The sequence below is a fragment of the Flavobacterium soyae genome, assembly GCF_021245985.1.
GTDB lineage: Bacteria > Bacteroidota > Bacteroidia > Flavobacteriales > Flavobacteriaceae > Flavobacterium > Flavobacterium soyae.
The window spans coordinates 283441-307482 of sequence record NZ_JAJQXA010000003.1; the positions used below are offsets into that span (position 1 = coordinate 283441).

19 protein-coding genes and 1 riboswitch are annotated in these 24042 nt (G+C 31.1%); of the genes, 10 read left to right on the forward strand and 9 right to left on the reverse strand.

Annotation, left to right across the window (positions count from 1 at the left end; all coding sequences use genetic code 11):
- The first annotated feature begins 192 nt into the window (after positions 1-192).
- The 3 genes from LUU93_RS05685 to LUU93_RS05695 all read left to right on the forward strand — a co-directional run bounded on the left by LUU93_RS05685 (position 193) and on the right by LUU93_RS05695 (position 3354).
- Positions 193-933 carry an ABC transporter ATP-binding protein gene (locus LUU93_RS05685; protein ID WP_232679223.1) on the forward strand — a complete coding sequence of 247 codons (741 nt, stop codon included), beginning with the start codon at positions 193-195 and terminating at the stop codon, positions 931-933.
- A 199-nt stretch (positions 934-1132) separates the two neighbouring features.
- Positions 1133-2239, forward strand: coding sequence for an ABC transporter permease (locus LUU93_RS05690; protein ID WP_232679225.1), 1107 nt, complete (start codon positions 1133-1135; stop codon positions 2237-2239).
- Complete coding sequence (locus LUU93_RS05695; RefSeq protein ID WP_232679228.1) at positions 2236-3354, forward strand: ABC transporter permease; 1119 nt, start codon at positions 2236-2238, stop codon at positions 3352-3354. Before LUU93_RS05690 ends, LUU93_RS05695 begins: the two co-directional genes overlap by 4 nt.
- A 231-nt stretch (positions 3355-3585) precedes the next feature.
- Here LUU93_RS05695 and LUU93_RS05700 read toward each other — a convergent pair whose 3' ends face one another.
- Positions 3586-5067, reverse strand: coding sequence for an aminotransferase-like domain-containing protein (locus LUU93_RS05700; protein WP_232679230.1), 1482 nt, complete (start codon positions 5065-5067; stop codon positions 3586-3588).
- Between the two features lie 67 nt (positions 5068-5134).
- Between LUU93_RS05700 and LUU93_RS05705 the strand changes: the two genes are divergently transcribed.
- Positions 5135-7000 (forward strand): TonB-dependent receptor plug domain-containing protein, encoded by a 1866-nt coding sequence (locus tag LUU93_RS05705; RefSeq protein ID WP_232679232.1) that lies wholly within the window; start codon positions 5135-5137, stop codon positions 6998-7000.
- 79 nt (positions 7001-7079) lie between these two features.
- Here the strand turns inward: LUU93_RS05705 and LUU93_RS05710 are convergent, their stop codons facing one another.
- Genes LUU93_RS05710 through LUU93_RS05720 form a run of 3 tightly spaced genes read right to left on the reverse strand, consistent with a single transcriptional unit; the run spans position 7080 to position 9159 of the window.
- Positions 7080-8081, reverse strand: coding sequence for a DUF4407 domain-containing protein (locus tag LUU93_RS05710; protein WP_232679234.1), 1002 nt, complete (start codon positions 8079-8081; stop codon positions 7080-7082).
- Position 8082: 1 nt separating this feature from the next.
- Entirely contained in the window at positions 8083-8658 is a 576-nt protein-coding gene (locus LUU93_RS05715) for a hypothetical protein (RefSeq protein WP_232679236.1), read from the reverse strand.
- Positions 8659-8670: 12 nt separating this feature from the next.
- Positions 8671-9159, reverse strand: coding sequence for an HNH endonuclease (locus LUU93_RS05720; protein WP_232679238.1), 489 nt, complete (start codon positions 9157-9159; stop codon positions 8671-8673).
- A 38-nt stretch (positions 9160-9197) separates the two neighbouring features.
- Positions 9198-9391: riboswitch (cobalamin riboswitch) on the forward strand.
- Between the two features lie 51 nt (positions 9392-9442).
- On the opposite strand from LUU93_RS05720, the gene LUU93_RS05725 reads away from it, so the two are divergent.
- Positions 9443-9694 (forward strand): hypothetical protein, encoded by a 252-nt coding sequence (locus tag LUU93_RS05725; protein ID WP_232679240.1) that lies wholly within the window; start codon positions 9443-9445, stop codon positions 9692-9694.
- A gap of 202 nt (positions 9695-9896) precedes the next feature.
- Here LUU93_RS05725 and LUU93_RS05730 read toward each other — a convergent pair whose 3' ends face one another.
- The 5 genes from LUU93_RS05730 to LUU93_RS05750 all read right to left on the reverse strand — a co-directional run bounded on the left by LUU93_RS05730 (position 9897) and on the right by LUU93_RS05750 (position 17214).
- Entirely contained in the window at positions 9897-12068 is a 2172-nt protein-coding gene (locus LUU93_RS05730; RefSeq protein ID WP_232679242.1) for a prolyl oligopeptidase family serine peptidase, read from the reverse strand.
- Positions 12069-12116: 48 nt separating this feature from the next.
- A complete protein-coding gene (locus tag LUU93_RS05735; protein ID WP_232679244.1) occupies positions 12117-12278 on the reverse strand; it encodes a hypothetical protein in 162 nt (53 codons plus the stop codon).
- A 135-nt stretch (positions 12279-12413) separates the two neighbouring features.
- Positions 12414-14120 (reverse strand): helix-turn-helix domain-containing protein, encoded by a 1707-nt coding sequence (locus tag LUU93_RS05740; protein WP_232679246.1) that lies wholly within the window; start codon positions 14118-14120, stop codon positions 12414-12416.
- Positions 14117-14980, reverse strand: a complete 864-nt coding sequence (locus LUU93_RS05745) for a thiopeptide-type bacteriocin biosynthesis protein (protein WP_232679249.1) — start codon at positions 14978-14980, stop codon at positions 14117-14119. Before LUU93_RS05745 ends, LUU93_RS05740 begins: the two co-directional genes overlap by 4 nt.
- 2 nt (positions 14981-14982) lie before the next feature.
- Positions 14983-17214 carry a lantibiotic dehydratase family protein gene (locus LUU93_RS05750; protein ID WP_232679251.1) on the reverse strand — a complete coding sequence of 744 codons (2232 nt, stop codon included), beginning with the start codon at positions 17212-17214 and terminating at the stop codon, positions 14983-14985.
- 276 nt (positions 17215-17490) lie between these two features.
- On the opposite strand from LUU93_RS05750, the gene LUU93_RS05755 reads away from it, so the two are divergent.
- The 5 genes from LUU93_RS05755 (at position 17491) to LUU93_RS05775 (ending at position 23990) form a co-directional block, all read left to right on the forward strand.
- Positions 17491-19878 carry an outer membrane beta-barrel family protein gene (locus LUU93_RS05755; protein WP_232679253.1) on the forward strand — a complete coding sequence of 796 codons (2388 nt, stop codon included), beginning with the start codon at positions 17491-17493 and terminating at the stop codon, positions 19876-19878.
- 144 nt (positions 19879-20022) lie between these two features.
- Positions 20023-20193, forward strand: coding sequence for a hypothetical protein (locus LUU93_RS05760; RefSeq protein WP_232679256.1), 171 nt, complete (start codon positions 20023-20025; stop codon positions 20191-20193).
- Positions 20194-20282: 89 nt separating this feature from the next.
- Positions 20283-20453 (forward strand): hypothetical protein, encoded by a 171-nt coding sequence (locus tag LUU93_RS05765; RefSeq protein ID WP_232679258.1) that lies wholly within the window; start codon positions 20283-20285, stop codon positions 20451-20453.
- Between the two features lie 55 nt (positions 20454-20508).
- Entirely contained in the window at positions 20509-21795 is a 1287-nt protein-coding gene (locus LUU93_RS05770) for a radical SAM/SPASM domain-containing protein (protein ID WP_232679260.1), read from the forward strand.
- A 2-nt stretch (positions 21796-21797) separates the two neighbouring features.
- A complete protein-coding gene (locus LUU93_RS05775) occupies positions 21798-23990 on the forward strand; it encodes a peptidase domain-containing ABC transporter (protein ID WP_232679261.1) in 2193 nt (730 codons plus the stop codon).
- Positions 23991-24042: the final 52 nt, after the last annotated feature.

Below are 24042 nucleotides of genomic sequence, written 5' to 3' on the forward strand. Positions count from 1 at the left end.
TTAGAACTTTGTCAAAGTTTGTCTGCGCATTTTTGTCATCCTGACGAAGGAAGGATCGCATTAGAAGCTCCGCAAAGTAAATCGCCAATTGTTGTCGCGTTTTGCGTGTGATCCTTCCTTCGTCAGGATGACAAGATCGTAATTACGTTAAATGACAAAAAATGCGCATAACCAACGAATTAAAAACATTTTATGAACGAGAAAGTAATTTCGTGCAAAGCATTAACCAAACGATTTGGAGATTTTACCGCCGTAGATGCCATCACTTTTGAAGTGGAAAAAGGAGAAATTTTTGGATTTCTCGGTGCAAACGGAGCAGGTAAAACAACAGCCATGAGAATGCTTTGCGGATTATCGAACCCAACATCCGGCGAAGCAAAAATTGCAGGTTTTGATATTTATAAAGAAACCGAAAAAATAAAGAAAAGTATAGGATATATGAGTCAGAAATTCTCGTTGTACGATGATTTGACGGTTCAGGAAAACATTACCTTTTTTGCCGGAATTTATGGCTTAAGTGATAAAGCAATCAAAGAAAACAGTGTAGCACTTTTGAAACAATTAGGAATGGAAGATCAGGCAGACAAGCGAGTAAGTTCACTTCCGTTAGGATGGAAACAAAAACTGGCCTTTTCAACCGCAATTATTCATAAACCTGAAATTGTATTTCTGGATGAACCTACAGGCGGTGTTGATCCCGTAACACGCAGACAGTTTTGGGATTTGATCTACGAAGCATCGGGAAACGGAATTACCATTTTTGTAACAACGCATTATATGGACGAAGCCGAATATTGTAACCGGGTTTCGATAATGGTCGACGGAAAAGTAGAAGCACTCGATACGCCAACAAACCTAAAAAAACAATTTAGCGTAACCACAATGGATGAGGTATTTTATCATCTTGCCAGAGAAGCCAAACGCGGCGAATAGTATTCGTCCTGCAAGGTTTTCAAAACCTTGTAGGTTTAAAATATAAAGTGTAGAAAATAATTATGATACCTACAAGGTTTTGAAAACCTTGCAGGAGAAGATCGGATTCAAGAAAAGAAAAAATATTTTAGAATCACATTCTAAACGAATTCCAATCCTGCAAGGTTTTCAAAACCTTGTAGGATAAAAAAAACCGAATATGAAACAATTTCTAACATTCGTAAAAAAAGAATTTTTGCACGTACTGCGTGACAAAAAAACACTGCTCATTCTCTTTGGAATGCCGGTGGTGCAGATTCTTATTTTTGGTTTTGCTTTGACCAATGAAGTAAAAAACTCCCAAATAGTTGTGGTAGATTATGCCAAAGATATTGCTTCACAAGAAATCATTACCAAAATAGAAGCAAGCCGTTATTTTGAAATAAGAAAAAGCCTTGCCGGAAGCAAAGAACTGGAAGCCGCATTTAGAACCGGAGAAATAAAAATGGCAGTTATATTTCCTGAGGGTTTTAACAACCAGCTTTTACATCAAAATAAAGCTCAAATTCAGGTTTTGGCAGATGCATCAGATCCGAATAATGCGACAACATTGACCAATTATGTTTCATCAATCATAAACGATTATCAGACAGAATTGAATCAGGAAAATCCGTTGCCATTACAGATAAAACCGGAGGTAAAAATGTTATACAATCCGCAGTTAAAAGGAGCGCCAAATTTTGTTCCCGGCGTTATGGCTCTGGTTTTAATGCTGGTCTGTGTTATGATGACAGCAATTGCTATCGTAAAAGAAAAAGAAACCGGAACGATGGAAATTCTTTTGGTTTCACCATTCAAACCTTTAATGGTTATACTTTCAAAAGCAGTTCCGTATCTTTTACTTTCGATGGTAAATGTGATTTCGATTTTATTATTGAGTGTGTTTGTTCTCGATTTACCAATTGAAGGGAATATATTTTTACTTTTTGCAGAAAGTACTTTGTTTATTATAACCTGTTTGACGTTAGGAATATTTATTTCGGTTAAAACCGATTCGCAGCAAACTGCAATGTTGATTTCTTTACTCGGAATGCTTTTACCAACCTTACTTTTCAGCGGATTTATGTTTCCTATCGAAAATATGCCTCTGCCTTTGCAATGGTTTTCAAATGTTGTGCCTTCAAAATGGTATTACATTATCGTAAAAGGAATCATGATAAAAGGACTGGGATTTTCCTATGTCTGGAAGGAAACTTTAATTCTCTTCGGAATCACTATTTTCTTATTGATCATAAGTCTTAAAAGCTTTAAAATACGTTTGTCATGAGAATCATCAAATTTTTGCTCATCAAAGAGTTTAAACAAATATTTCGTAATCGCGCCATTTTAGCCGTAATAATGGTAATGCCCGTTATACAGCTTATTATTTTGCCGCTTGCTGCAAATTATGAAATCAAAAATATTAATCTGGCTGTGGTAGATAACGATCGTTCAGATTATTCCAGAGATTTAATTAATCAGGTTGTGGCTTCTGGTTATTTTAAACTGCGAACGTATAACGATTCATATAAACAGGCTTTCACACAATTAGAAGAAGATAATGCCGATTTGATTCTGGAAATTCCGCGTGGATTTGAACAAGATCTTATTAAAGAAAATAAACAGCAGCTTTTTATTGGTGTAAACGCCATTAACGGAACAAAAGCCGGATTGGGTGCAGGTTATATCAACGATATTATAAGAGAATACAATAATGGTTTGCGAAAAAAAATGAATGTTTCTACAAGTTTTAATGCTATTCCGGTAATAGAAATTACATCGTCAAACTGGTACAATCCGCATTTAAATTACAGGCTGTATATGGTTCCGGGAATTCTGGCTATTCTGGTTACGCTTGTTGGCGGTTTTCTTTCGGCATTAAATATTGTAAAAGAAAAAGAAGCCGGAACAATCGAACAAATTAATGTTTCTCCGGTAAAAAAATACCATTTTATATTAGGAAAATTAATTCCGTTCTGGATTCTCGGTAATGTAGTTTTTACATTAGGATTATTGGTTGGCTGGATTTTTTACGGAATTATTCCGCTTGGAAACATTCTAGTTTTATACGCTTTTATAGCCGTTTATTTACTGGCCATTTTAGGCTTCGGATTATTGGTTTCTACCATATGCGATACACAGCAGCAGGCAATGCTTATTATGTTCTTTTTTGTAATGATTTTTGTTTTAATGGGCGGTTTGTTTACCCCAATAGACAGTATGCCGGATTGGGCTAAAACAGTTTCAAAATTCAACCCGATAACTTATTTTATTGATGTAATGAGAATGGTTGTGATAAAAGGAAGCGGTTTTAAAGATGTTCAAAAACATATTTTAATTATAGTAGGTTTTGCCATTGTTTTGAATATCGCCGCGGTTTTAAATTATAGAAAAACATCTTAAAAAATAATGTTTTAACCAGTTGGGCAAAATTAATTTAACACATAGAGACATAGGTATTCTTTGAGCTAAAAGGCGTTTCATTTGTTTAAACAAACATAGATAGCTATGTTTTAGAATAAATAAAAGGATATTGTATTTAAATATAGCCAGTGGTTTCAACCACTGGAAACGTATTGTGAATTATCCTGCGTCCCCGTGGTTTCAACCACGGGCTATGTTTTTTTAAATAGCCTAAATAGCCTCAATAGATTTGCACAAAATAGAAACAGCCTGTTCCATTTCTTCTTTTTCTAAATGTCCAAAACCTAATCTTGTGGCAGTTAGATCTTTTGTTTGGTATAAAATGGTTTTTGGCAGTAACAAATCATTTTTGGCACATTCTTTTTGCAGCGTAATCAAATTAAATTTATCAAGCCATTCAATCCAAACGGCTAAACCTCGTGCCGGAATTTTAAATTTAATTTTACCTTTCAGCTTTTCATTTAATAAGGAAACGAAATAATCCCGGCGCTCTTTATAGATTTTTTTATTTTTCTTAGAAAGACGATGCATTTCGCCTTCGTTAATCCATTCTGTTAAAACCTGTTCTTTCAAAACATCAATTCCGGGTTCCAGAATGTTTTGATGTTTTTCTAATTCCGAAATAAATTCGGGCGGAGCAGCCACAAAACCATAGCTAAATCCAGACGGAAGCGATCTTCCGAAAGAACCAATATAAACTACTTTTTGATTCGAATCAAAAGCGGCTAAAGGCAAAATAGGATTATTATCATAATGAAAATCAAAATCGTAATCGTCTTCCAAAATCACAAAACCGTATTGATTAGCAAGTTCCAGTAATTCTTTTCTTCTTTTGGCACTCAAAGAAATAGTCGTTGGATAATTATAATTGGAAGTCAGATATAAAACCCTGATTTTGGTTTCTTCACAAATCTCTTTCAAACGATTCGTATCAATTCCGTCCTGATCAACCGGAATCGTGATAATCTGCGCTCCGGTATTGGTCAAAGTCATGTTTGAAATATAATATCCCGGCGAAGCCACAACCACTTTATCGCCCGGAGAAATCAACACTTTTGTAACCAGATACAAACTAATTTCGTGACTGCTCGTTGTCAATAAATCTGCCGTAGCAATGCGTAAACCGCGAGTAAGATTGAGGTAATTCGAGAAATGAGTTTTAAAATTTAAATGCGAACGAATTTGAATTTGCTCGTATGTTTTGGATGTTTTTTGCCTCTTTAATTTTGAAACATAAAGCCGAGCCAAAATATCATTTTGAACCAGTCTCAAATCCGGCATTCCGTCATTAAACTGATAGGGAAGATTGCTGGTTTCGGTAGGATTTTCAAGAATCGTCGAACGTTTGAATTCAAAACCAATATTGATTTCCTGTGTTTTATTTTCCTTTGGAACTATAAATTCGGCACTATTTTTTTGTTTGTGCTGAGAAAGGATAAAAGTTCCTTTATTAGGAAGTGTTTCAATCCAGCCCTGCGATTCTAAATCCTGAAATGCCTTTATTAAAGTGTTTCGGTTTACCGCTAAAAGTTTACATAAAATACGTGTTCCCGGAAGTTTTGTTCCTTCTGGAAGAAATCCCGTTTGTATCGCTTTTATAAATTCAAAAACGATCTGCAGGTAAATTGCCGTGTTTTCTTCAGGCTTAAGCCGAATAAAACTTTTAAAAGGAATTTGAACCGGACCACTCATAATTACAAAACTGGTATACTTGATTAGTACGGCAAGGTACTACTTTTGCAAAAAAAATAAACCCGGAATGAAAAAAATCTATTTTGCTGTTGCAGCATTAATTTGTTCAAACTTTTATGCCCAGACAAAAAGGGATTCGATTATAGAAATTGATGAGGTTATTATCCATGAAAACCGCTTAAGCACTCCAATTTCAAAACAAAACAGAAACGTTTATGTTATTAGTAACGAAACGATTAAAAAATTACCGGGAAGAACGCTTCAGGAAGTTTTACAATATGCAAACGGAGTTGATATAAGACAAAGAGGACCTTTTGGAGGACAGGCTGATATAAGTGTAGACGGAGGAAGTTTTGAGCAGACTGTTGTTTTGTTAAATGGTGCGAAAATAATTGACTCTCAAACGGCTCATAATATGCTTAATCTGCCGCTTCCGGTTGAAGCAATTGAAAGAATCGAAATTTTGCGTGGTCCGGCTGCGAGAATTTTTGGAATCAACAGTTTAACTGGAGCAATTAATATTATTACTAAAAAGCCAACAAAATCTGGAGTTTTATTAAGTACATATGCGGGTTCTAATTTTGAGAAAGATTCTGATGATTCTGGAGATACATTTTTTGGAACCGGAGTTCAGGCTGGAGCTGTTTTAGGAAAAGAAAAACACCAGCATTCTATTTTTGCATCGCACGATAAAAGTAACGGATATCGTTATAATACAGGATTTGAAAACAATAAAATATTGTATCAGGGAAATGTTCAGGTGAATGATTCTAACGAAATTTTAGGTTCTTTTGGTTATGTAAATAACGGTTTTGGAGCCAACGGATTTTATGCTGCACCGGGAGATAAAAATTCTACAGAAGTGGTACAGACAACTTTTGCTAATATTCAGTCGAAACATTTTATTACGGATAACTGGAAAATTATGCCAAGAGTAACGTACAGATATAATTATGATGATTACAGATATTTAGGAAACAATACCCTGAATGTTGGAAGAAGCCGGCATTACACCAATTCTATTGCGGCAGAATTAAATTCTTCGATCAAAACGAAAAAAGGTGAAATTGGTTTTGGTGCCGAATTCAGAAATGAAGATATTCATTCCTCAAATATTGGCGATCATGATCGTAAAAATGTGGGGATTTATGCAGAATACAAAACGTATTTGTTTGAAAAACTGAACGTAAATTTAGGAACTTATCTTAATTATAATTCAGATTATAAATGGCAGGTTTACCCAGGCATTGACGCGAGTTATGAATTGACAGACGAATTTAAGGTTATTGCTAATGTGGGAACTAGTCAAAGAATTCCTTCCTTTACAGATTTATACCTAAATCAGCGTCCGGGAAATATTGGAAATCCTGATCTGGAAGCAGAAAATGCTTTTCAAAGCGAATTCGGGTTTAAATTCAACAGAAAATCTTTAAACTTAAATGTGAATTATTTTTACAGAGAAATAAGCAATTACATTGACTGGACAAGAATGGTAACAACGGTGCCGTGGCAAAGTCAAAACTACGGTGATTTAATTACAAACGGTGTCAATATGCGAGGATCATACAGATTTGATCTTTCTGAAGCTTCAAAATTAAATTTCACTTTAGGATATTCTTATTTAGATTCTAAATTTAAAGATACCCGCGAAGAGCCTTATTCTAAATATTTAATTTCATCTTTAAAACATCAGGTAACCAATACGATAGATTTTCAGCATAAAGATTTCTCTGTTTTATTGGCCACTCGTTTTAACGAAAGAGTTACCGGAGCTTCTTACTGGATTAACGACGTTAGAATTAGTCAGTCTATTAAAAAGTTTACCATTTTTATTGATGGACAAAACATTTTCAATACTACTTATTATGAAATTGGAGCATTTCCTTTGCCAGCAAGATGGTTCAGTTTAGGTGCAAAATTTGTTACTTTTTAAATACAAAGGTTAGTTATAAAAAGGGGAAAGATATCGAATATCTTTCCCCTTTTTTTGGATTATTTATTTAATGTTTCAGTTATTTGAATTCTCCCATCTTAGCAAATAATTCTAATTTTTTAAATTGAAGATCCATATGATGTTGAACAGTTCTCTCATAATCATTTTCTTTTTCACTTTTTTTACTAATAAGTACCAGCATTTCGAGGCCTAATAAAAAGAAGAACCATATTAACCAAATAACCAATGCAATCATAGATTGGCTAAGTATGCTGTACATTACTTTTAATTCATCTAAAAAACCAACCTTGGAACTAATATCTTTTTCAAGTTTAGGCCTGATATTTATCAATGCGGTTTCTTTTTCAGTTTTTTGGGTTCTAAGATCGCTAATTGTTTTTTCAATAGCGGGAATCATTTGAATTTTTGGATTAGGTATATTTGATCTTGTTGTTACTATAACGGGCGTAGTTTTTTCAACCGTTACAGGTTTTCCGGTTTCAGGATTTTCTTCACTGCTTTTTGTGTTTGTGGTAATTGCCTGTGTAGAAAATACCGTCATATTAGGGTTTTTGGTAATATTTTCAATAAGTACTAAGCGTTCTGCTTCTTTTTCGGATATAGCTTTATTAATTTGTTCAATCTGATCTCTTAAATCTTTTGTTTTTGGTTCTATTGCTTTTCGAACTCTTTCCTCAATGAAAGTGATTTTTTCAAGTTCTATATCTTCCTTAAAAATGATTTGGTCAATAATAATAGACCCTATTATAGCCATCATACAAGCTATTATTCCTCTAGCAATAATTAACCACTTTGACGGATTTATAGAAAGAATAAGCTGTCTTTCTATTTGTATAATTATTATTACAAAAATGCAAGCCCCAATCGATGACATAATTTCACTACCACGCAGATATCTGTTAGTAAAAGAATAACCTATAAAAGCCCAAAGTATACAAACTATTAGTATTGCGGCAGTGTATCGTTTAACTGCTTTAACAGAAATTTCACTTGAATTTTTAACAATATTGTAATTGTATCCCGTAAGGATACATCCGAATTTGATCCACCAATTTTTCATATCAAAATGTTTTTTTCATTATCGAATGATTGGAAATAGCAGCAAGACCATTTCGAAAACCTCTGGTATAACTAATTAGCATACCCTGTCCTAAACCAGTATTGTTTTTAGCATCGGATTCAATTTCTAAAATTTGACCAATATGTTCTTCTGCCGTATATTTTTTTACACTTAATTCTTCTACAGTGTCAATCATTCCTATTCTGGCACGGCTTTCAATGTGAAAGTTTATCTCTCGAATAAAATCCTGATAGTAAGTTTTGATTTTTCTTATTGTTCTTTCAAGATCACTCTTTAAGGCTTCAATATTTTGCTCAAGATGCGTATTGTCTGGATTTATTAAAGCATCATCATACCCTTTGCTTTCATAATTTTTTTCGAGAAATTCAAAAAGAAGGCTTATTCCATTTTCCTGACTTACAGGATGTTCCTTTGAAATACCTTCAGGGAATTTTTCTGTTTGAATGAAAATTTTTTCAGAGATTTCAGGATAAGTTTGTTTTGGTTCGGTTTCAATATTTTCATTAGAATTATTGATCTTTGGTTGATTTCGATTAAAGTAATTAAATAGTCCCATTTATGTAATTTTTTAGATGTTTATTGTTGGTACTTTAAATTTGGCATGTCCTCTTCTATGGCATGATTCACACAAAGCGATGAGTAAAAAATCAGGATAGTCCCAAGGCAGCTTAAATTTGTTTTCGGCAACTACAAAATGATACTGTCTGTGATGTATCTGTAGACTTTCTGTATTTTGACAAATGACACAACATTTGTCTCGTTCAATAATTGCAGCTCTTTTTGTTTGCCATTCTAATCGAAATAACAAAGCTCCATAGCTTCCATGAGGTAATTCAGTACTTGATTTACTAATGCCATTTATTTTTTCAATTCCAGATGAGGAGTTTGAATATCGGCGAACTGATTTATCATTTTTTAGATTTAGATATCGATAGCGGGTATTAGTTGGATCAAACATTAGAATACTATATTGTGTTAAACATTGTAAATCTAAAATCTTTGGGAATAAGAAATTTACGGTTTCCCATAATTTCCTAAATAATACAATTTTAAACATTCCTATCTTGTTTTTATCGGGATAGTTCCATCTTTGCGCCAAATTTTGGTTTGTTTTTTCAGGTTTTATGAAAAAACAGTTAAAAGGAATCAGGTGTAATTCCTGAACAGACCCGCTACTGTAAGTTCTATATAAGTCTTTAAACGTTACTATTGCCATTGTCCCATTTTCGGGATGAGAAGGCTGTTTTAAAGATGGAACAAGTCATAGAAAAAAAATACTCTTATTCGCTTTTATACTTTTTGCTCCGTTTGTACTTAATTCGCAAGTAGAAGCTGATAGTTTGCGGGTTTTAAAAGAAATAATCTTAAAAGGAAAACCCTATCAGGAAGCAATTCAGGTGCAGACACTTTCGGATAAATTGCTCGAAAATTTAGCGAGCCATAACGTTGCCGATGCATTTCGTTATTTTGCCGGAACCCAAATGAAAGATTACGGCGGACTTAAAACCGTAGATAATTTTGCAGTTCCTTTTCCAATACCGCTGCCTGCTCCTGTAATTAAAATTGTTTTGTCCATTTTTTTTAGCTATTAAATTAATGGTGTAAAGGTCTAACCAGAAGCTTGGTTACAAATAATACTAATTCGGGCTATTTGTATTCTTTTTACGAATTATAGAAATACTGTTTAATGATTTTTGAAGTGATTGGAATAAAAAAAGCCTGTAAACGTAATGTTTACAAGCCTTTTTCCGAATCTAATGTATTACCTTTTTAAATATTTTCAGGCAAATCGATTTAATCTGAGTTTATTAATTTGAATTTTGGATTCCCCAATTGCCAAAATGCAAAAGCAAATTGATCAGCAAAATCATTATATAATTCTAGATTTGAATTATCGAGTCCGTGTCCAGTATTATAATTTACTGAAAAAATAATAGGGTTTTTAGATGCGGTTGAAGCTTTTAACCTTGCTGCAAACTTACCTGAAATCCAAGGAGCTACACGGGCATCATTCATGCCGGTAGTTATTAAACATGAAGGATATTTAACTCCGTTTTTTATGTGCAGGTAAGAATCCATTTCAATAAGAGCATCAAGTTCTTCTTTTATTTCAGGATTACCAAATTCTTTCATGCAGTTTGGCCCGTTTGGAGTTTCTTTAAGTCTTACTGTATTTAATTCTCCATTTTTACAAATCATTACTCGAAACAAGTCAGGCCTTTCTGTTATAGCTCTGCCTACTAAAATACCTCCGGCACTGCCGCTGGTTATGGCAATTCGCTCTTTTGATGTGATTTTTTCCTTAATTAAATATTCTGCTGCAGCGATTAAATCTTTCCAGCTATTAGGTTTTGTAGATTTGTATCCGTTTTTATACCAATCATCGCCTTTTTCACTACCGCCTCTTACGTGTGCTTCTGCAAAAACACCACCGTTTAAAACCCACGATAGATAAAAGGTTCTAAACCTTGGTTTCATTGAAATTCCAAATGATCCATATCCATCAATAAGAATATTGTTCATCTTATCTTTTTTAAGGCCTTTTTTGTAAATTAATGATACAGGAACCATAGCGCCATCATGTGATGGAATTTCAATCTCATCTACAACAAAATCTTCAAACTCCGGGTAAAGAATTGGTGTTGTAACATTTGCTTCAGTAAAGCTTTCTTTTGCGGCGTCATAGCTATATCTGGATTTAGAATTCAGCCATCCGCTAATGCTTACCCATAAGCCAGGATTGGCACTGTTTTTATTTTGTATAGAAATAGCACCTGCCTTTATTGGCAATTGTATTTGTTTTATTACGTTATCTTTTTTCTGGTAAAGTTTGGCTTCAACTCCATTTTTAGTAGTAGAGTAAAATAAACCTTCATTATTTATGACATAATCGTCAATAGATTCTATTTTATTTTCGGCTACGACAACTTCTGGATTTTCAAAATCAGGATTGGTAATATTGGTTTTGATAATCTTAAAGTTTGGGGTGCGTTTTGATGAAACGCAGTATAAATTGTCATTAATTAATTTTGGATTTAAGAGTCCGTCTTCCTTTTTATACAAAGGCTTCCAGTTTATTTTTTGATTGCTTAATTCTTCAATATTGGCGTAATAATAATCTTCATAGGTTGTTGCACCGCTTAAACTGCTTGTTATATATTTATCATTAGAATTAAAATCATATACTACAGGAAAATCGGCATCTGTGATTTCAATTTCAGGATTATTACTTTTTGAAAGTATTATTTTATGCTTATCTGGATTATCACCTAATTTATAGATTACAGATTCTGTATTTAATATATAATTTTTGTCTTTGGTATCAATTACGGGTATATGAATGTAAATGATTCCAGAATCATCCAAAAGCCATTTTATACCTGCCAATGCAGCTGGCCAGCAATGTGTAATTATTTCAGGATGTAAAGTTTTAGTGGTTACATTAAGAAAGGCTATTTCGCCTATTTCTTCTCCTTTTTTAGACAAACCTATAGCAACTGTATTATTGTTCCAGGAAGGTTTTAAGTAAGTTATTGAATAATTACTGCCAGATTCTTTTTTATAATCTGCAGGGTCAAAAAGCAAAATTTCTTTTGCTTTTTCCCCGCTTTTATAATAAAGCTTTCCTGTTTTATCACTATTTAATTTCTTTAAGTAAAAAGAGTAATTGTTTGCAGCAATGTTAAGTAAGGTTATATCAAATGAATTTCTTTTTTCTAATTCAAGTAATTTTTCAAGTATTTCTTTTCTGCCTGAAATATTATCTAAAAGTTTTCTGCTTTCTATGCTATTTTGTTTGAACCATTTTTGTACCAATGTATCATTTGTGTTTTCCATATAACGATACGGATCACTAATGACTTTGCCATAATAATTGTCAGTAAATGGTTTTTCTGTCAAAGTAATTTCTTGACCAGCTAAAATATTTGTATAAACAAAAGCACAGATTAAAAAATATAATTTCATTATAAACATTTAAATATTTGACTACAATTACTGCACTTTTAAAGAATTTTAATTGCTTACCTGTCCTGAATTTGTAGGGGGTGTAATTGTTCCGCCTTTATCTTCATTATCAGCATTTCCTCCAATAATTGCACGCATGTTCTTAAATTCAGCTACTTTAAATTTATCTAATGATAATTTCTTAGCCGTTTTAACTTCTTTCTTTTTCATAGTTTTTAAATATTAAAATTAATTTTAAGCGAATGTACTGCCTGCTGCCTTCAGTTAAAAATTGTTATTCTCGAGATTTATATATATCGTCTCTTAATTTTTATAATGGGCTAATTACTATGGTGTTAAAAAGAATTATTTTTCGCTGTTTTTTATAAAATAGGAGGGTTGATATCCTGTTTTTTTCAAGAAAGCTTTTGAAAAAGATTCAGAGTTACTAAAACCAACTTCTTCTGAGATGGCTTTGATAGAATAATTTCTAAATTTTTTATCGCCGCTTAATCTTGCAATAGTATGTTCTATTCTTAAATCATTTATGTATTGACTGAAATTTTTATTCTTATACTGGTTAATGGTTTTTGATAAGTAAGTACTATTGGTTTCAAGTTTTCGTGCAAAATCAATTTGGTTTATGTTTGGTTCCAGATAGCCTTTATTTTTTTCAAATTCGTCTAATTTTTTTAATATTTCAACAGCTTTTTCTTTAGAAAGGTCTACCGTTTTTACCGTATTTTCTTTTGGTTCAATAATAGTTTCAGAAATAGGATTTTGTATGTCAGGAGTTTTATTCTCCTCATTGTATATTTGAACTAATTCATTCACTCTATTTTCATAAAGTTTATTTTGTTTTTTTGTTTTTGATAAATAAAACAGAGAAAATCCTAAGCCTATAAAAATGATAAAACCAATACCAATGTAAAGCTGTTTTTCTGTGTTTATTTTTGCAATTACTTTTTCTTTCTCTAATAATAAATGAGGTCTTTCATAATTTTTATTGATATTTTCTTCTAAAATAATCCCATTTTTATTTAAATAAGAATCTATCTCAATTAAGCGATTTAAGTAATATAACTGTTTTTCGTTATTTTTTAGTTTTTTGCTGATTTCAATTAGGCGAATACAATTATTTTGTAAATCGGCTGTATTGGATCCGCTTTTAACGAGTATAGAATCTGCTTTTTCAAAATAACTCTGCGCTTTAATTATATTTTTTTCATTTTGTAAAATATTTTCTCCTCTGTAATAATAGCTAATAGCTAAATTTAATTTATCATCGCCTGAACCCAGCATTACAAGAGCTTTATCTAAAAGAGGGTTACTTTTAGTATACTGTTTTTTAAAGTGATAACAAATACCTTCATACATAATGGAGTATTTATAAAACCGATCATCTAAATTGATTTGATTTTGTAAAATTTTAATGTAATAAAGGGCAGTATCTATTTTCTTTAAACGAATATATATATCTGATAAAATCCAGGTAGTATATAGATAATCAATAGAATGTGTTTTTTTTGATTTAAAATAGTTGTAATTTTTAATTATAAGAGGTAAAGCTTCTTTTGGTTTTCCCAGTTCAATTTTAATTAGGGCAATTTGTTGATTTACCAATAAATTTTGCTCAATGTTCCCTTTTTTCAAAGAGTATTTTTCTGCTTCCAGGACATTAGTTAAAGAAGATCTTAAATCCATATTTTTCATTAAAAAACTACTTTTTAAGATATAACCCCTCGCAGGATAATTAAAATCATCAACATTTTTAGTTAGTGTAATAATTGAGTCTGAACACTGCATTGCAATAGTATCGCTGGCTACTGCTATAGCAAAAAAGTATAATCCGTTGGCACGTATTATTTTATCATTTTGAAGTTTAGATTTTTGGTAATAAACATTAGCATAAAGCTTTTTGTTTTTTTTATTCATAAAAGAATTTTCATAACGCTTTTCCAGTTCGGTAAAAGATGTGTTTTTTAGCGAATCAGGAATAATAAAAGTTTCTTTTTTTTGAGAGAATAAAGCCGTTGTAAATAACAGTAAAAAAATCAGGGTCGTATTTTTCATTTTCTGGCAGCTATGCTTTTATAATATCTGGTCATGAAATCATAACAAAGCATTTCGTATTGTCTTTGTTTTGATCTAAAGATTCGATTAATATTCATGTGGATAATAGCGGAAATAATATTTTCTAAAGGAATCGATGGTTTCTTATTTATTATATCATTTATTATCGCAATCTCTTTTTGGGTTGTTTTAAATAATTTAATTAATCCTTCTAAATAAAAAGGCTCTTGTTTTTCTTGTAAATATAATCCTATTTCTTTTTTATATGTTCGATACAGCTGATCTAATTTTTTATTATTTTCTTTTTCTATTGCATGTTCGGTTTTGAAAGCCTGTTCTATTGATTTTACAAAATGAATTCGGTTTTCTAAAGAAATCTGAAAATGCTCTAACAAATCGTCGATCATTTGTAACGAGGCAAATATTCGGGCTATTTCATCATCCTGCGTAGTTGTGTTACAAATAAGTTTTAGTGTTTTTTTACTTTGATGATAAAATAATTTTTCAACCAGCTCAATTGTAGTTTCTCCATATCGTTCAATTTCCCTTTTGTAAGTAGCCGTTACAATATCATTTACTAAATCTTTTTCGATCAACTCTCTAAAATGAGCCTGAATTAATAGTATTATTTTCTGAATATTCTTGGAGTCCTTTATTTTAAAGCGAAGCCTTATATGATTTTTAGGATCATTATAACGTATAAAAAACCATTGCTTAATAAGTTTTTTTTTGCGAAGCTTGGTCACAATTGGTAAAATACTTTCTGCTAAAATGCTGTCGGCAGAAAAGTTTCCGCAATAAATTTTATAATAAAGCCATTCTTCTCCCAGAATAAAAGTTCTCTTTAACTGCTGATTCATTTTTATACTTTATTTTTTTTTAAACCCACAATAAATTGATTGGCATAACAGCCTGTTTTTTCTGTAACGATTTTAGTTGAAGGAAATAAAAATTCTTCCAGAATAAATTGTGTTCTGCTTTTTGTTGTTTCAGCCAGCATTTGAATACAAGTGTCATTTTCAAGGTTAATGACCAATGTATTATCACCATCAATTAACGATACATATTGATTTTTTTTAATGTTCATAGAAAGAAGTGCTGAACGGATTATTTCAGGATTGAAATCATTTTTTGAAGTCAATATTTCAAAAAAATCAGAATGTTTCTTTTTATTAAAAATCCATTTTGCTTTTGAAATAATACAATTTCCAATTGTAATTCTTGGTAAATAATCAAAAAGTTTTTCAAACTTATTACTCAATCCTAATGCCGATTTGTGATTTTCAAATTGCATATCGCACAAAAATTGATAAATAGGTAAAGCATTATAAGAGTAATTATGAGCGTTGGTCAGTTTTGTAATAACCTCTTTGTCATGTTTTTTGCTCCATAAAACTAATCTGTTGTTTTTTATGGATAACCATAAATCTTCAACATTTATTTGATTCGAAATTGGAAGATTCGACTGTCCTAAATAAGGAATTTCATAAGTTCTAAAACTTGGTCTTCTTAATACATTTCCTGTTCTTGACTCTGGTAAATGAATTATTTCGGCAATGATTTTATCTGTAATACTTTCAGATTCAAATTGCGTAATTTCATTTGCAAAATTGCTTATTTCCGGATTTCCATAACAAAACCTGGCTAGTAAATTTGCAGCACTAGAGCCTCCAATGCTTTGAATTGCTATCCATTCTTTTTCGTCTTCTTCGATGATTTCAAAAACACACGAAAATGTATCCGACGTGTTATGTGCCGAAAAAACTTCTTTAAAATCAGCATTGTTTAAACTTATACTTGTCTCGTTATTCTGCAGTGCATTTTGTAATTTATTATAAACAATTTTTTGAGCTTCATTTAAGTTTATTTGCTGATCAGTATTTGTCTTGGGTTTGATTTCAATACTATCTAATATAGGAGTAGGGTCAAAAATAGTATTCTGCAAATATCCAATTCCCGTTTCGATGTCTAGTGCTTTAACTAACGGAACAGCTTCATGCTCATATCTTTCAAGAAAAGATTTTTTAAAGTTTTCTAAAGGCGTCTGTTTAGGTTTTTCAGAAATTTGGTTTAAAAGATGTATTGCTTTGTATAATACAGCAGTATATTTTTTATCTAGTTGAAAATCGTTAGAATTAAGAAATAAATCAGTTTGAAAAAGATACTTTTTATCAAAAGCAATTTCTTCTTTCTGCAGGGTTTCCATTATGGCTTCATAAGCAGCGATTTGGTTTCCTAACTCTGCATCAATTTTTAGCAGCTTATTGTTAATTTCATTATTGAAAGTTTCAATTTTTAGGACTTTTTTAGGCTCTTTTTTTATTGAGTTTTCGGTGAGTGTGGGTTCTAATTCTGATACCAGAATTTGATTCGAAATTAATTCGTCGATAAACTCTAAAGCTTCCTCTTTATTAATCTCATCGCTTATTAAATGTGCAGCTAAATTATCTTTATTTAAGCCCGCAACAGCTTTTTCTAGTATTAAGTCTAAATAATCACTTCTTTTTAATGCTTCAAGAGAGTATTTGCGTTTGCTTTTTTCAAAGGTATATTCTATATATCTATAAAAATCACCTAATTTATATAGTGTAGAATTGGGATAAAAAAGTAATTCGTTTTGAATGCCCTGATCTTTGCTCCATTGAGTCGATACATTAGCCAGAAACTGCATGTCTAAACGGGTTCTTCTATAAAAAGGATCTTTTTTGCCAGCGAGAATATCAGCTGGACTATTTTTTTCGATATTGATTTTTGTAAAATCGCTAAATCTGCCAGCACCACAGGTCGCAAAAAGCCCAAACGGAGTACATCTGGTCGACATTCGAATTAGATATTTTAATACAGATATTTTAATTTTTTCACCTTTTTGAATTGGGTAATTTTCTTGTGTACACCATTTTTGAATTTCCGCAAATAACTCTGGTGAGGCTAAATATAGAGCTTCACTAATTTGAGGGTCTTTTACTAAATCCTTTACAGTATCAGATTTAATTGAAAATCCTTTTGTAAGATTTTTATAAAAATGAATAGGGTAAGCGGGAGTACGAATTATAAACGAAGAAAAAAAAGTAAAATCTATTTCTGGTTTTGACATATTAGTTATTAAACAGGTACCGAACAATTAAAAAAGTGGCCAAAATTATACATTTTTGAATCATTTTATGTGAAAATATGACTGAAATATTTAAATAAAACACATTTGTTAATTGGTTGAAAAACAAGTTCTTGGTGTTTTTTTTATCCGGAATTTATAAAATAACCCACGATATTTATAAATGTAGACATACACCATTTGCATTGAGAGCCTTTGTTAATATAGTTTTGGATTTAGAAAATTACTCATAATAAAAGATATAATTTATAATTAGGAATGACAAGAATAATAGTAATTGCTTCTTTATTGCTTTATAGTTCAGTATTGTTTGCACAGGTAAAAGTTACCGGTAAAGTGGTCAATACTAAAAATAATCCTATAGAGCTTATCGAAGTTTTGTTGATAGATAAAGATTCAACTGCAATAATGAGCGAGATGACTAATAGTAATGGTGATTTTGTATTATCTGCAGGAGCGAACAACTATCTTTTACAAATAAAACAAATGGGTGTTGTTTTATGGAAAAAAAGAATAACACTTAATGATAATATTGATTTAGGGTTTATTAAAATAACAGAGAAAGAAGAAAAACTAAGTGAAGTAGTAGTAAAAAGTCAAAAAAAGGTTATAGAACGAAAAATAGATCGATTAGTTTTTAATGTAGAAAATTCTATTTCGGCAGCTGGCGGTGATGCAATTGATGCCTTGAGGGTTACGCCAAGTTTAAAGGTTCAGGATGATGGGATTTCTATGGTAGGAAAAAAGGCAATGGCTGTAATGGTTGATGATAGATTGATACAACTTTCTGGAGAAGATTTAATTGCTTTTTTAAGAACAATTCAATCTGCTAATATTAAAAGTATTGAAGTTATAACAACTCCTCCGGCAAAATACGATGCAGAAGGAAACAGCGGAATTGTAAATATAATATTAAAGAAAACTAAAAAAAATAGCTGGAATGGAACAGTGAGAAGTACTTCAACTCAGGCTGCTTATTTTTCTGAATCATTAGGAGGCGATTTCTTATATCAGAAAAATAAAGTAGATATTTCGACTAGCATTACATCATCATTTAGAAAAAATATTAATACTAACACCCCTAATGCTTATTTTACTCAGGAGACCTGGAATCAAGAGGATTATACCAGATCTAATTCAAAAAGCATAGCGGGTAATTTTCAAATTAATTATCAGCTGACTCCTAAAACTAAAATTGGTGCATTTTATAATGGATTCAATTTTAATGCAAATGATTATCAAACAAGTAAAAACTTAATTTATTCATCATCATCAGAATTGGATAAATACTATCATTCAACCGGAGATTCAGATATAGATAGTTATAATAATACATTTAATTTTAATGTTACCCATAAACTTGATACTCTTGGCAGACAAGTTACTTTAGATGTAGATTATTTTAAAAGAGATCAAAAGAAAAATAATCCATTTTATACGACGAATGAGAATTATATAAATTCAGAAATTAATGATTATTATACTTATAATTATGGTCATCAGAATATAGATAATTTTTCATTTAAAGTTGATTTTGATATGCCTTTTAAATGGGCAAATTTGAATTATGGAGGAAAAATTAGTTTTACAAAAACAAAGAATAATGCTTTAGGCGAATTTTACGAAATAATTTCGGGAGAAAACCAACCCTATTTAAATCAAATGAATGATTTTGAATACGTGGAGAATAACCAGGCATTTTATATTTCTGCTCAACGAAAACTGAATAAAAAGTGGGATGTAAAATTAGGATTGAGAGCAGAAGCAACTTATACAAAAGGAATTTCTCAACCCGAAAATCTTATTAATAAAAACGATTACATAAAGTTTTTTCCATCTGTTTACATATCTTATATTCATAATGATGACAATAATTTTAATGTAAATTATTCAAAAAGGATTAAAAGACCTGCTTATTGGGAACTAAATCCTGCAAGGTGGTACACAAATCTAAATTTCATTAATTATGGAAACCCTTTTTTACAGCCTTCATTTAGTCATAATATAGAACTTAATCATAGTTATAAAAATAAGCTGAATACAGAACTTTGGCTGTCAGTTACAAAAGGAGAGTCTGGACAGCTGACTATTAATCAAGATGAGAATACAATATTAAGTATTCGCGAAAATTTTGGAAATACATTATCTACGGGCTGGTCAGAGTATGTTTCTTTTAATGTTTTTCCTTGGTGGTCGTCTACTGCCAGTGTAGATGTTTATTATACGGAGAACAAGAGTACAAGCAGCTATTTAAAAGCTTATTATTCAGGATGGGGAGGAGACATAAATGCAGTAAATACGTTTAGTTTAAATCAAGAAAAAAGTCTCAATGCAGAATTAACTTACCATTACGATTTTCCTAATAAATATGCCTACGATACAAGACAAGGAAGGTCATATATGAACTTAGGGTTTAAATACAGCATGCTGAATAAAAAAATTCAGATGAACCTTTTATTTAGAGATTTATTTCGTTCCTATAAAACAACAGGTACCAGAAACACTCAGGGTACATTATACACTTTCAATATTTATAATGATTCACAATCGGTTCGATTTTCTATTAATTATACTTTCGGAAATAAATCTATAAAGGTCAGAAACAGAGAAGGAGGAAATACAGAAGAAAGTAATAGAGCCAACTAATTTATTGAATTTATCGAAACTAAGTAATTTGTAGTGCACGACAAAAGAACAGTTTTATAAATACCCTTGCAAGGAAAGTCCATATAGAAATCATATGACTCTAAAAGATGATTTCATGAAATTTTAACCTTAAAATCAAACATTATGAAAAATTCAAAAAATAAAACTCAAAAATTAGTTTTAAAAGAAGGGAAATTTTCTGGGGGATTTGCATCCTTAGACGCAAATCAATTAAATAAAATAAAAGGAGGAACTGCTCCGGATAGTGGTAACAATTGTAACTGTACAAATTCAGCTGCACATTGCAATAACTAATATTAATACCCTTGCAAGGAAAGTCTGCATCGAAATCAGATGACTCTAAAAGATGATTCTGTAAAACTTTAACCTTAAAATTAAATATTATGAAAAATTCAAAAAATAAACCTCAAAAATTAGTTTTAAAAGAAGGGAAATTTTCTGGGGGATTTGCATCCTTAGATACAAATCAATTAAATAAAATAAAAGGAGGAACTGCTCCTGACAGTGGTAATAATTGTAACTGTACAAATTCAGTTGCACATTGTAATAACTAATAACCCTTAATGCGAGGGCTTAAAGCCTTCGCATTTTAATTAAAACTATTAAGCTATGAAGACAAGTAAATTCAATTCGTTTTTTCCATATGAAGATAAAATTATAGGATATAATGCTTATAAAAATGATTTCACTATCCTTGACCCTGAATTATATGATTTGTTTCAAGCTGCAGAAAGAGAAAATATTACTGAATTAGAAGAAGTTCATCCCGATTTTTATAACCATTTACAAGAAAAGGGATTTGTAATTTCAAAAGATGTAAACGAATTAGAACAAGTAAAATCTTTAGTTTATGAAATAGATCAGGCAGATAATGGTAATTTCCATGTAATTATCAATCCTACTATGAATTGTAATTTCAAATGTTGGTATTGCTATGAAACTCATATCAAAGATTCGAAGATGGGAGAATTAGAAATTAAAAAGACTCTTAATTTTATAACCCGTGTTTTAAATCAGCCTGGCCTAAAACAATTTTCACTCTCTTGGTTTGGAGGAGAGCCTTTATTGTATTTCAATAAAACTGTTTTGCCAATTTTAGAAAAAGTAAGCGCTTTGTGCAAGGATAAAGGTGTAAAAATGCTCTCTGATTTTACGACTAATGGCTTGTTAATAAATCAGGATTTATTAGATAAGTGCGTAAAATTTGGAGTAAAACATATGCAGATTACGCTAGATGGACATAGAGAACGTCATAATAAGGTGCGTTTTATTTCGAAAGAAAAAGGTTCTTATGACGAAATCATTAAAAACATCAAATTATCCCTTAAGAATGGAATAACAATTACTTGTCGTTTAAATATATCAAAAGAAACTTTAGAAGATCTTAATAAAATTGTAGATGACTTTTCTGATCTGGATGAGGCTGCACGTAAGTTTTTAAATTTTTCTTTTAATCGTGTTTGGCAGGAAAAAGAAGATTTGCATCAGGCAATGATTGATGCAATGACTTATTTTAAGCAAAATAATTTTAATGTAACTTATAATAAAGACATAGATTCTGTAAGAGATTCTTGTTACGCAGATAAAAGGCATCAAGCCACCATAAATTATAATGGAGAGGTCTTTAAATGTACTGCAAGAGATTTTAATTCAGGAAATAAAGAAGGCGATTTACAAGAGGAAGGAATGATTGAGTGGAATGAAAAATTTGATTTAAGAATGAATGCTAAATTTAAAAACCCTCCTTGTTTAGAATGTAAAATAATGCCTATCTGCAACGGCGGATGTTCTCAAAGTGCACTTGAAAATTTAGGAAAAGATTATTGTGTTAATGATTTTGATGAAAGTAAGAAGTTAGAAATTGTAAAAAATAAATTTTTAGTAGCTATTAGTTAATTATGATTTTTACCCCTCAAAGAGACCAAATGGATTGCGGACCTGCTTGTTTATGTATGGCAGCCAGTACTTATGGTAAAAAATATTCATTACAATACTTGAGGGATAATTCATTTATAACTCGGGAAGGAGTTTCTTTATTAGGTATTGCAGAGGCCGCGGTCAAGATAGGGTTTGAAGTCCTTTCTGGTAGATTAACTATTGAAAGACTTAATCAAATGCCTTTGCCTTGTATTCTTCATTGGAATCAAAATCATTTCGTTGTCCTTGAAAAAATAAAAAAAAATAGACTGACAAGAAAAAAAACGTATAAAATTGCTGATCCGGGCTACGGTTTGATTGTATTAAATGAAGAAAAGTTTGTAAAGTCTTGGTTATCTGATGAAAATAATGGAATTGCTTTGTTTCTTGAGCCAACTGAAAAGTTCTATGAATTAACTCCGCCTAAAGAAGAAAGATTAAAGATTAAATATATTTTTAATCATTTGAAACCATTCAAAAAACAATTAATCTGGCTTTTTATAATGCTTTTATTAGGGAGCGCTTTAAGTTTAGTTTTTCCTTTTCTAACTCAAAGCCTTATTGATAATGGTGTAAGCAAGAAAAACTTAAACCTGATAAGTCTTATTCTTTTAGCTCAGCTAGGTTTGTTTTTTGGGTCTATAACGATCGAAATAATTCGAAACTGGTTAATGCTTTATATAGGAACAAAAATTAGTATTAACATTATATCTGATTTTTTAAAAAAGTTACTGCAATTGCCAATTAAGTTTTTTGATACTAAAATGACCGGCGACTTTACTCAGCGTATACAAGATAATGAGCGTATAGAGCATTTTTTGACCTCTCAAAGTTTAGTTACTTTTTTTTCAATGATTACATTTTCGGTGTTCTTTGGAGTTCTTTGTTATTATGATGTTAAAATTCTTATCATTTATCTTTTTCTTACTGTAATGTCTATCAGCTGGTCTTTTTATTGGCTCAAAAAGCGAAAAATTCTAGATTATTTTCTTTTTCAGCAGCGAAGCCAAAACCACGAATCCATTTTAGAAATCATCAATGGAGTAACTGAAATGAAATTAAATCAGTTTGAATATTTTAAGCGAAAAGAATGGGAAGAAATCCAAGCGAAATTATTTAAAATAAATATCCGAATTTTAAAACTAAACCAATTCCAGTTGTCTGGCTTTGAGTTTTTAAATCAATTTAAAAATATTTTAGTCACCTTTTTAGCAGCAAGTTTTGTTATAAAAGGACAAATGACTTTAGGGCAGCTTTTAAGTGTATCTTATATAGTAGGACAAATGAATAGTCCAATAAATCAACTTGTTAGTTTTTTTCGTTCTTTTCAAGATGCAAAACTCAGCTTAGAAAGATTGAATGAGGTACAAAACCATCCAACAGAAGAAGGAGATGATAATCTTTTAAAAATAAATAATATTAATACTCAATTTCCTTTAGGAATAAGAGGGGTGGATTTAAGTTTTCAGTATGAAGGACCTCAATCGTCCTTTGTATTAAAAGATATTAATTTTGTTATTCCTGAAGGTAAAATTACAGCGATTGTTGGTGCGAGTGGGAGCGGAAAAACTACTTTGCTAAAATTGTTATTAAAGTTCTATGAACCAACAAAAGGCAGGCTGTTATTTGAATCCGAAAATGTAAAAAATATTTCGGCCAAAAGTTTGCGTGAAAACTGTGGCGTTGTTATGCAGGAAGGGTTTATTTTCTCAGATACAATTGAAAGAAATATTGCAATGGGTGAAGAAATTATTGATCGGGAAAAAATGAAAAGGGCAGTAAAAATTGCCAATATTGAAAATTTTATTGAAACATTACCACTTGGGTATAATACAAAAATTGGGGCATCAGGAAATGGAATTTCTGGTGGTCAAAAACAGCGTATTTTAATTGCCAGAGCTGTTTACAAAAATCCGCATTATATTTTCTTTGATGAAGCAACATCTGCACTTGATGCTGAAAACGAAAAAATTATACATGATAATCTGCAGGAATTTTTTAAAGGAAAAACCGTTGTTATTATTGCACACAGATTGAGTACTGTAAAAAATGCAGATAATATCATAGTACTTAAAAATGGCGAAATTGTTGAACAGGGCAGCCATTCTGAATTAGTTTTTAATAAATCAGATTATTTTAATTTAGTAAAAAATCAACTAGAGCTAGGAAATTAGATTATTATATATTTTAATATAAAAAGCCTGTAAACATTATGTTCACAGGCTT

Excerpts from the sequence above, each read along its gene's own strand:
- LUU93_RS05685 (WP_232679223.1), top strand. The coding sequence starts at position 193 with ATGAACGAGAAAGTAATTTCGTGCAAAGCATTAACCAAACGATTTGGA.
- LUU93_RS05690 (WP_232679225.1), top strand. The coding sequence starts at position 1,133 with ATGAAACAATTTCTAACATTCGTAAAAAAAGAATTTTTGCACGTACTG.
- LUU93_RS05695 (WP_232679228.1), top strand. The coding sequence starts at position 2,236 with ATGAGAATCATCAAATTTTTGCTCATCAAAGAGTTTAAACAAATATTT.
- LUU93_RS05700 (WP_232679230.1), bottom strand. The coding sequence starts at position 5,067 with ATGAGTGGTCCGGTTCAAATTCCTTTTAAAAGTTTTATTCGGCTTAAG.
- LUU93_RS05705 (WP_232679232.1), top strand. The coding sequence starts at position 5,135 with ATGAAAAAAATCTATTTTGCTGTTGCAGCATTAATTTGTTCAAACTTT.
- LUU93_RS05710 (WP_232679234.1), bottom strand. The coding sequence starts at position 8,081 with ATGAAAAATTGGTGGATCAAATTCGGATGTATCCTTACGGGATACAAT.
- LUU93_RS05715 (WP_232679236.1), bottom strand. The coding sequence starts at position 8,658 with ATGGGACTATTTAATTACTTTAATCGAAATCAACCAAAGATCAATAAT.
- LUU93_RS05720 (WP_232679238.1), bottom strand. The coding sequence starts at position 9,159 with ATGTTTAAAATTGTATTATTTAGGAAATTATGGGAAACCGTAAATTTC.
- LUU93_RS05730 (WP_232679242.1), bottom strand. The coding sequence starts at position 12,068 with ATGAAATTATATTTTTTAATCTGTGCTTTTGTTTATACAAATATTTTA.
- LUU93_RS05735 (WP_232679244.1), bottom strand. The coding sequence starts at position 12,278 with ATGAAAAAGAAAGAAGTTAAAACGGCTAAGAAATTATCATTAGATAAA.
- LUU93_RS05740 (WP_232679246.1), bottom strand. The coding sequence starts at position 14,120 with ATGAAAAATACGACCCTGATTTTTTTACTGTTATTTACAACGGCTTTA.
- LUU93_RS05745 (WP_232679249.1), bottom strand. The coding sequence starts at position 14,980 with ATGAATCAGCAGTTAAAGAGAACTTTTATTCTGGGAGAAGAATGGCTT.
- LUU93_RS05750 (WP_232679251.1), bottom strand. The coding sequence starts at position 17,214 with ATGTCAAAACCAGAAATAGATTTTACTTTTTTTTCTTCGTTTATAATT.
- LUU93_RS05755 (WP_232679253.1), top strand. The coding sequence starts at position 17,491 with ATGACAAGAATAATAGTAATTGCTTCTTTATTGCTTTATAGTTCAGTA.
- LUU93_RS05760 (WP_232679256.1), top strand. The coding sequence starts at position 20,023 with ATGAAAAATTCAAAAAATAAAACTCAAAAATTAGTTTTAAAAGAAGGG.
- LUU93_RS05765 (WP_232679258.1), top strand. The coding sequence starts at position 20,283 with ATGAAAAATTCAAAAAATAAACCTCAAAAATTAGTTTTAAAAGAAGGG.
- LUU93_RS05770 (WP_232679260.1), top strand. The coding sequence starts at position 20,509 with ATGAAGACAAGTAAATTCAATTCGTTTTTTCCATATGAAGATAAAATT.
- LUU93_RS05775 (WP_232679261.1), top strand. The coding sequence starts at position 21,798 with ATGATTTTTACCCCTCAAAGAGACCAAATGGATTGCGGACCTGCTTGT.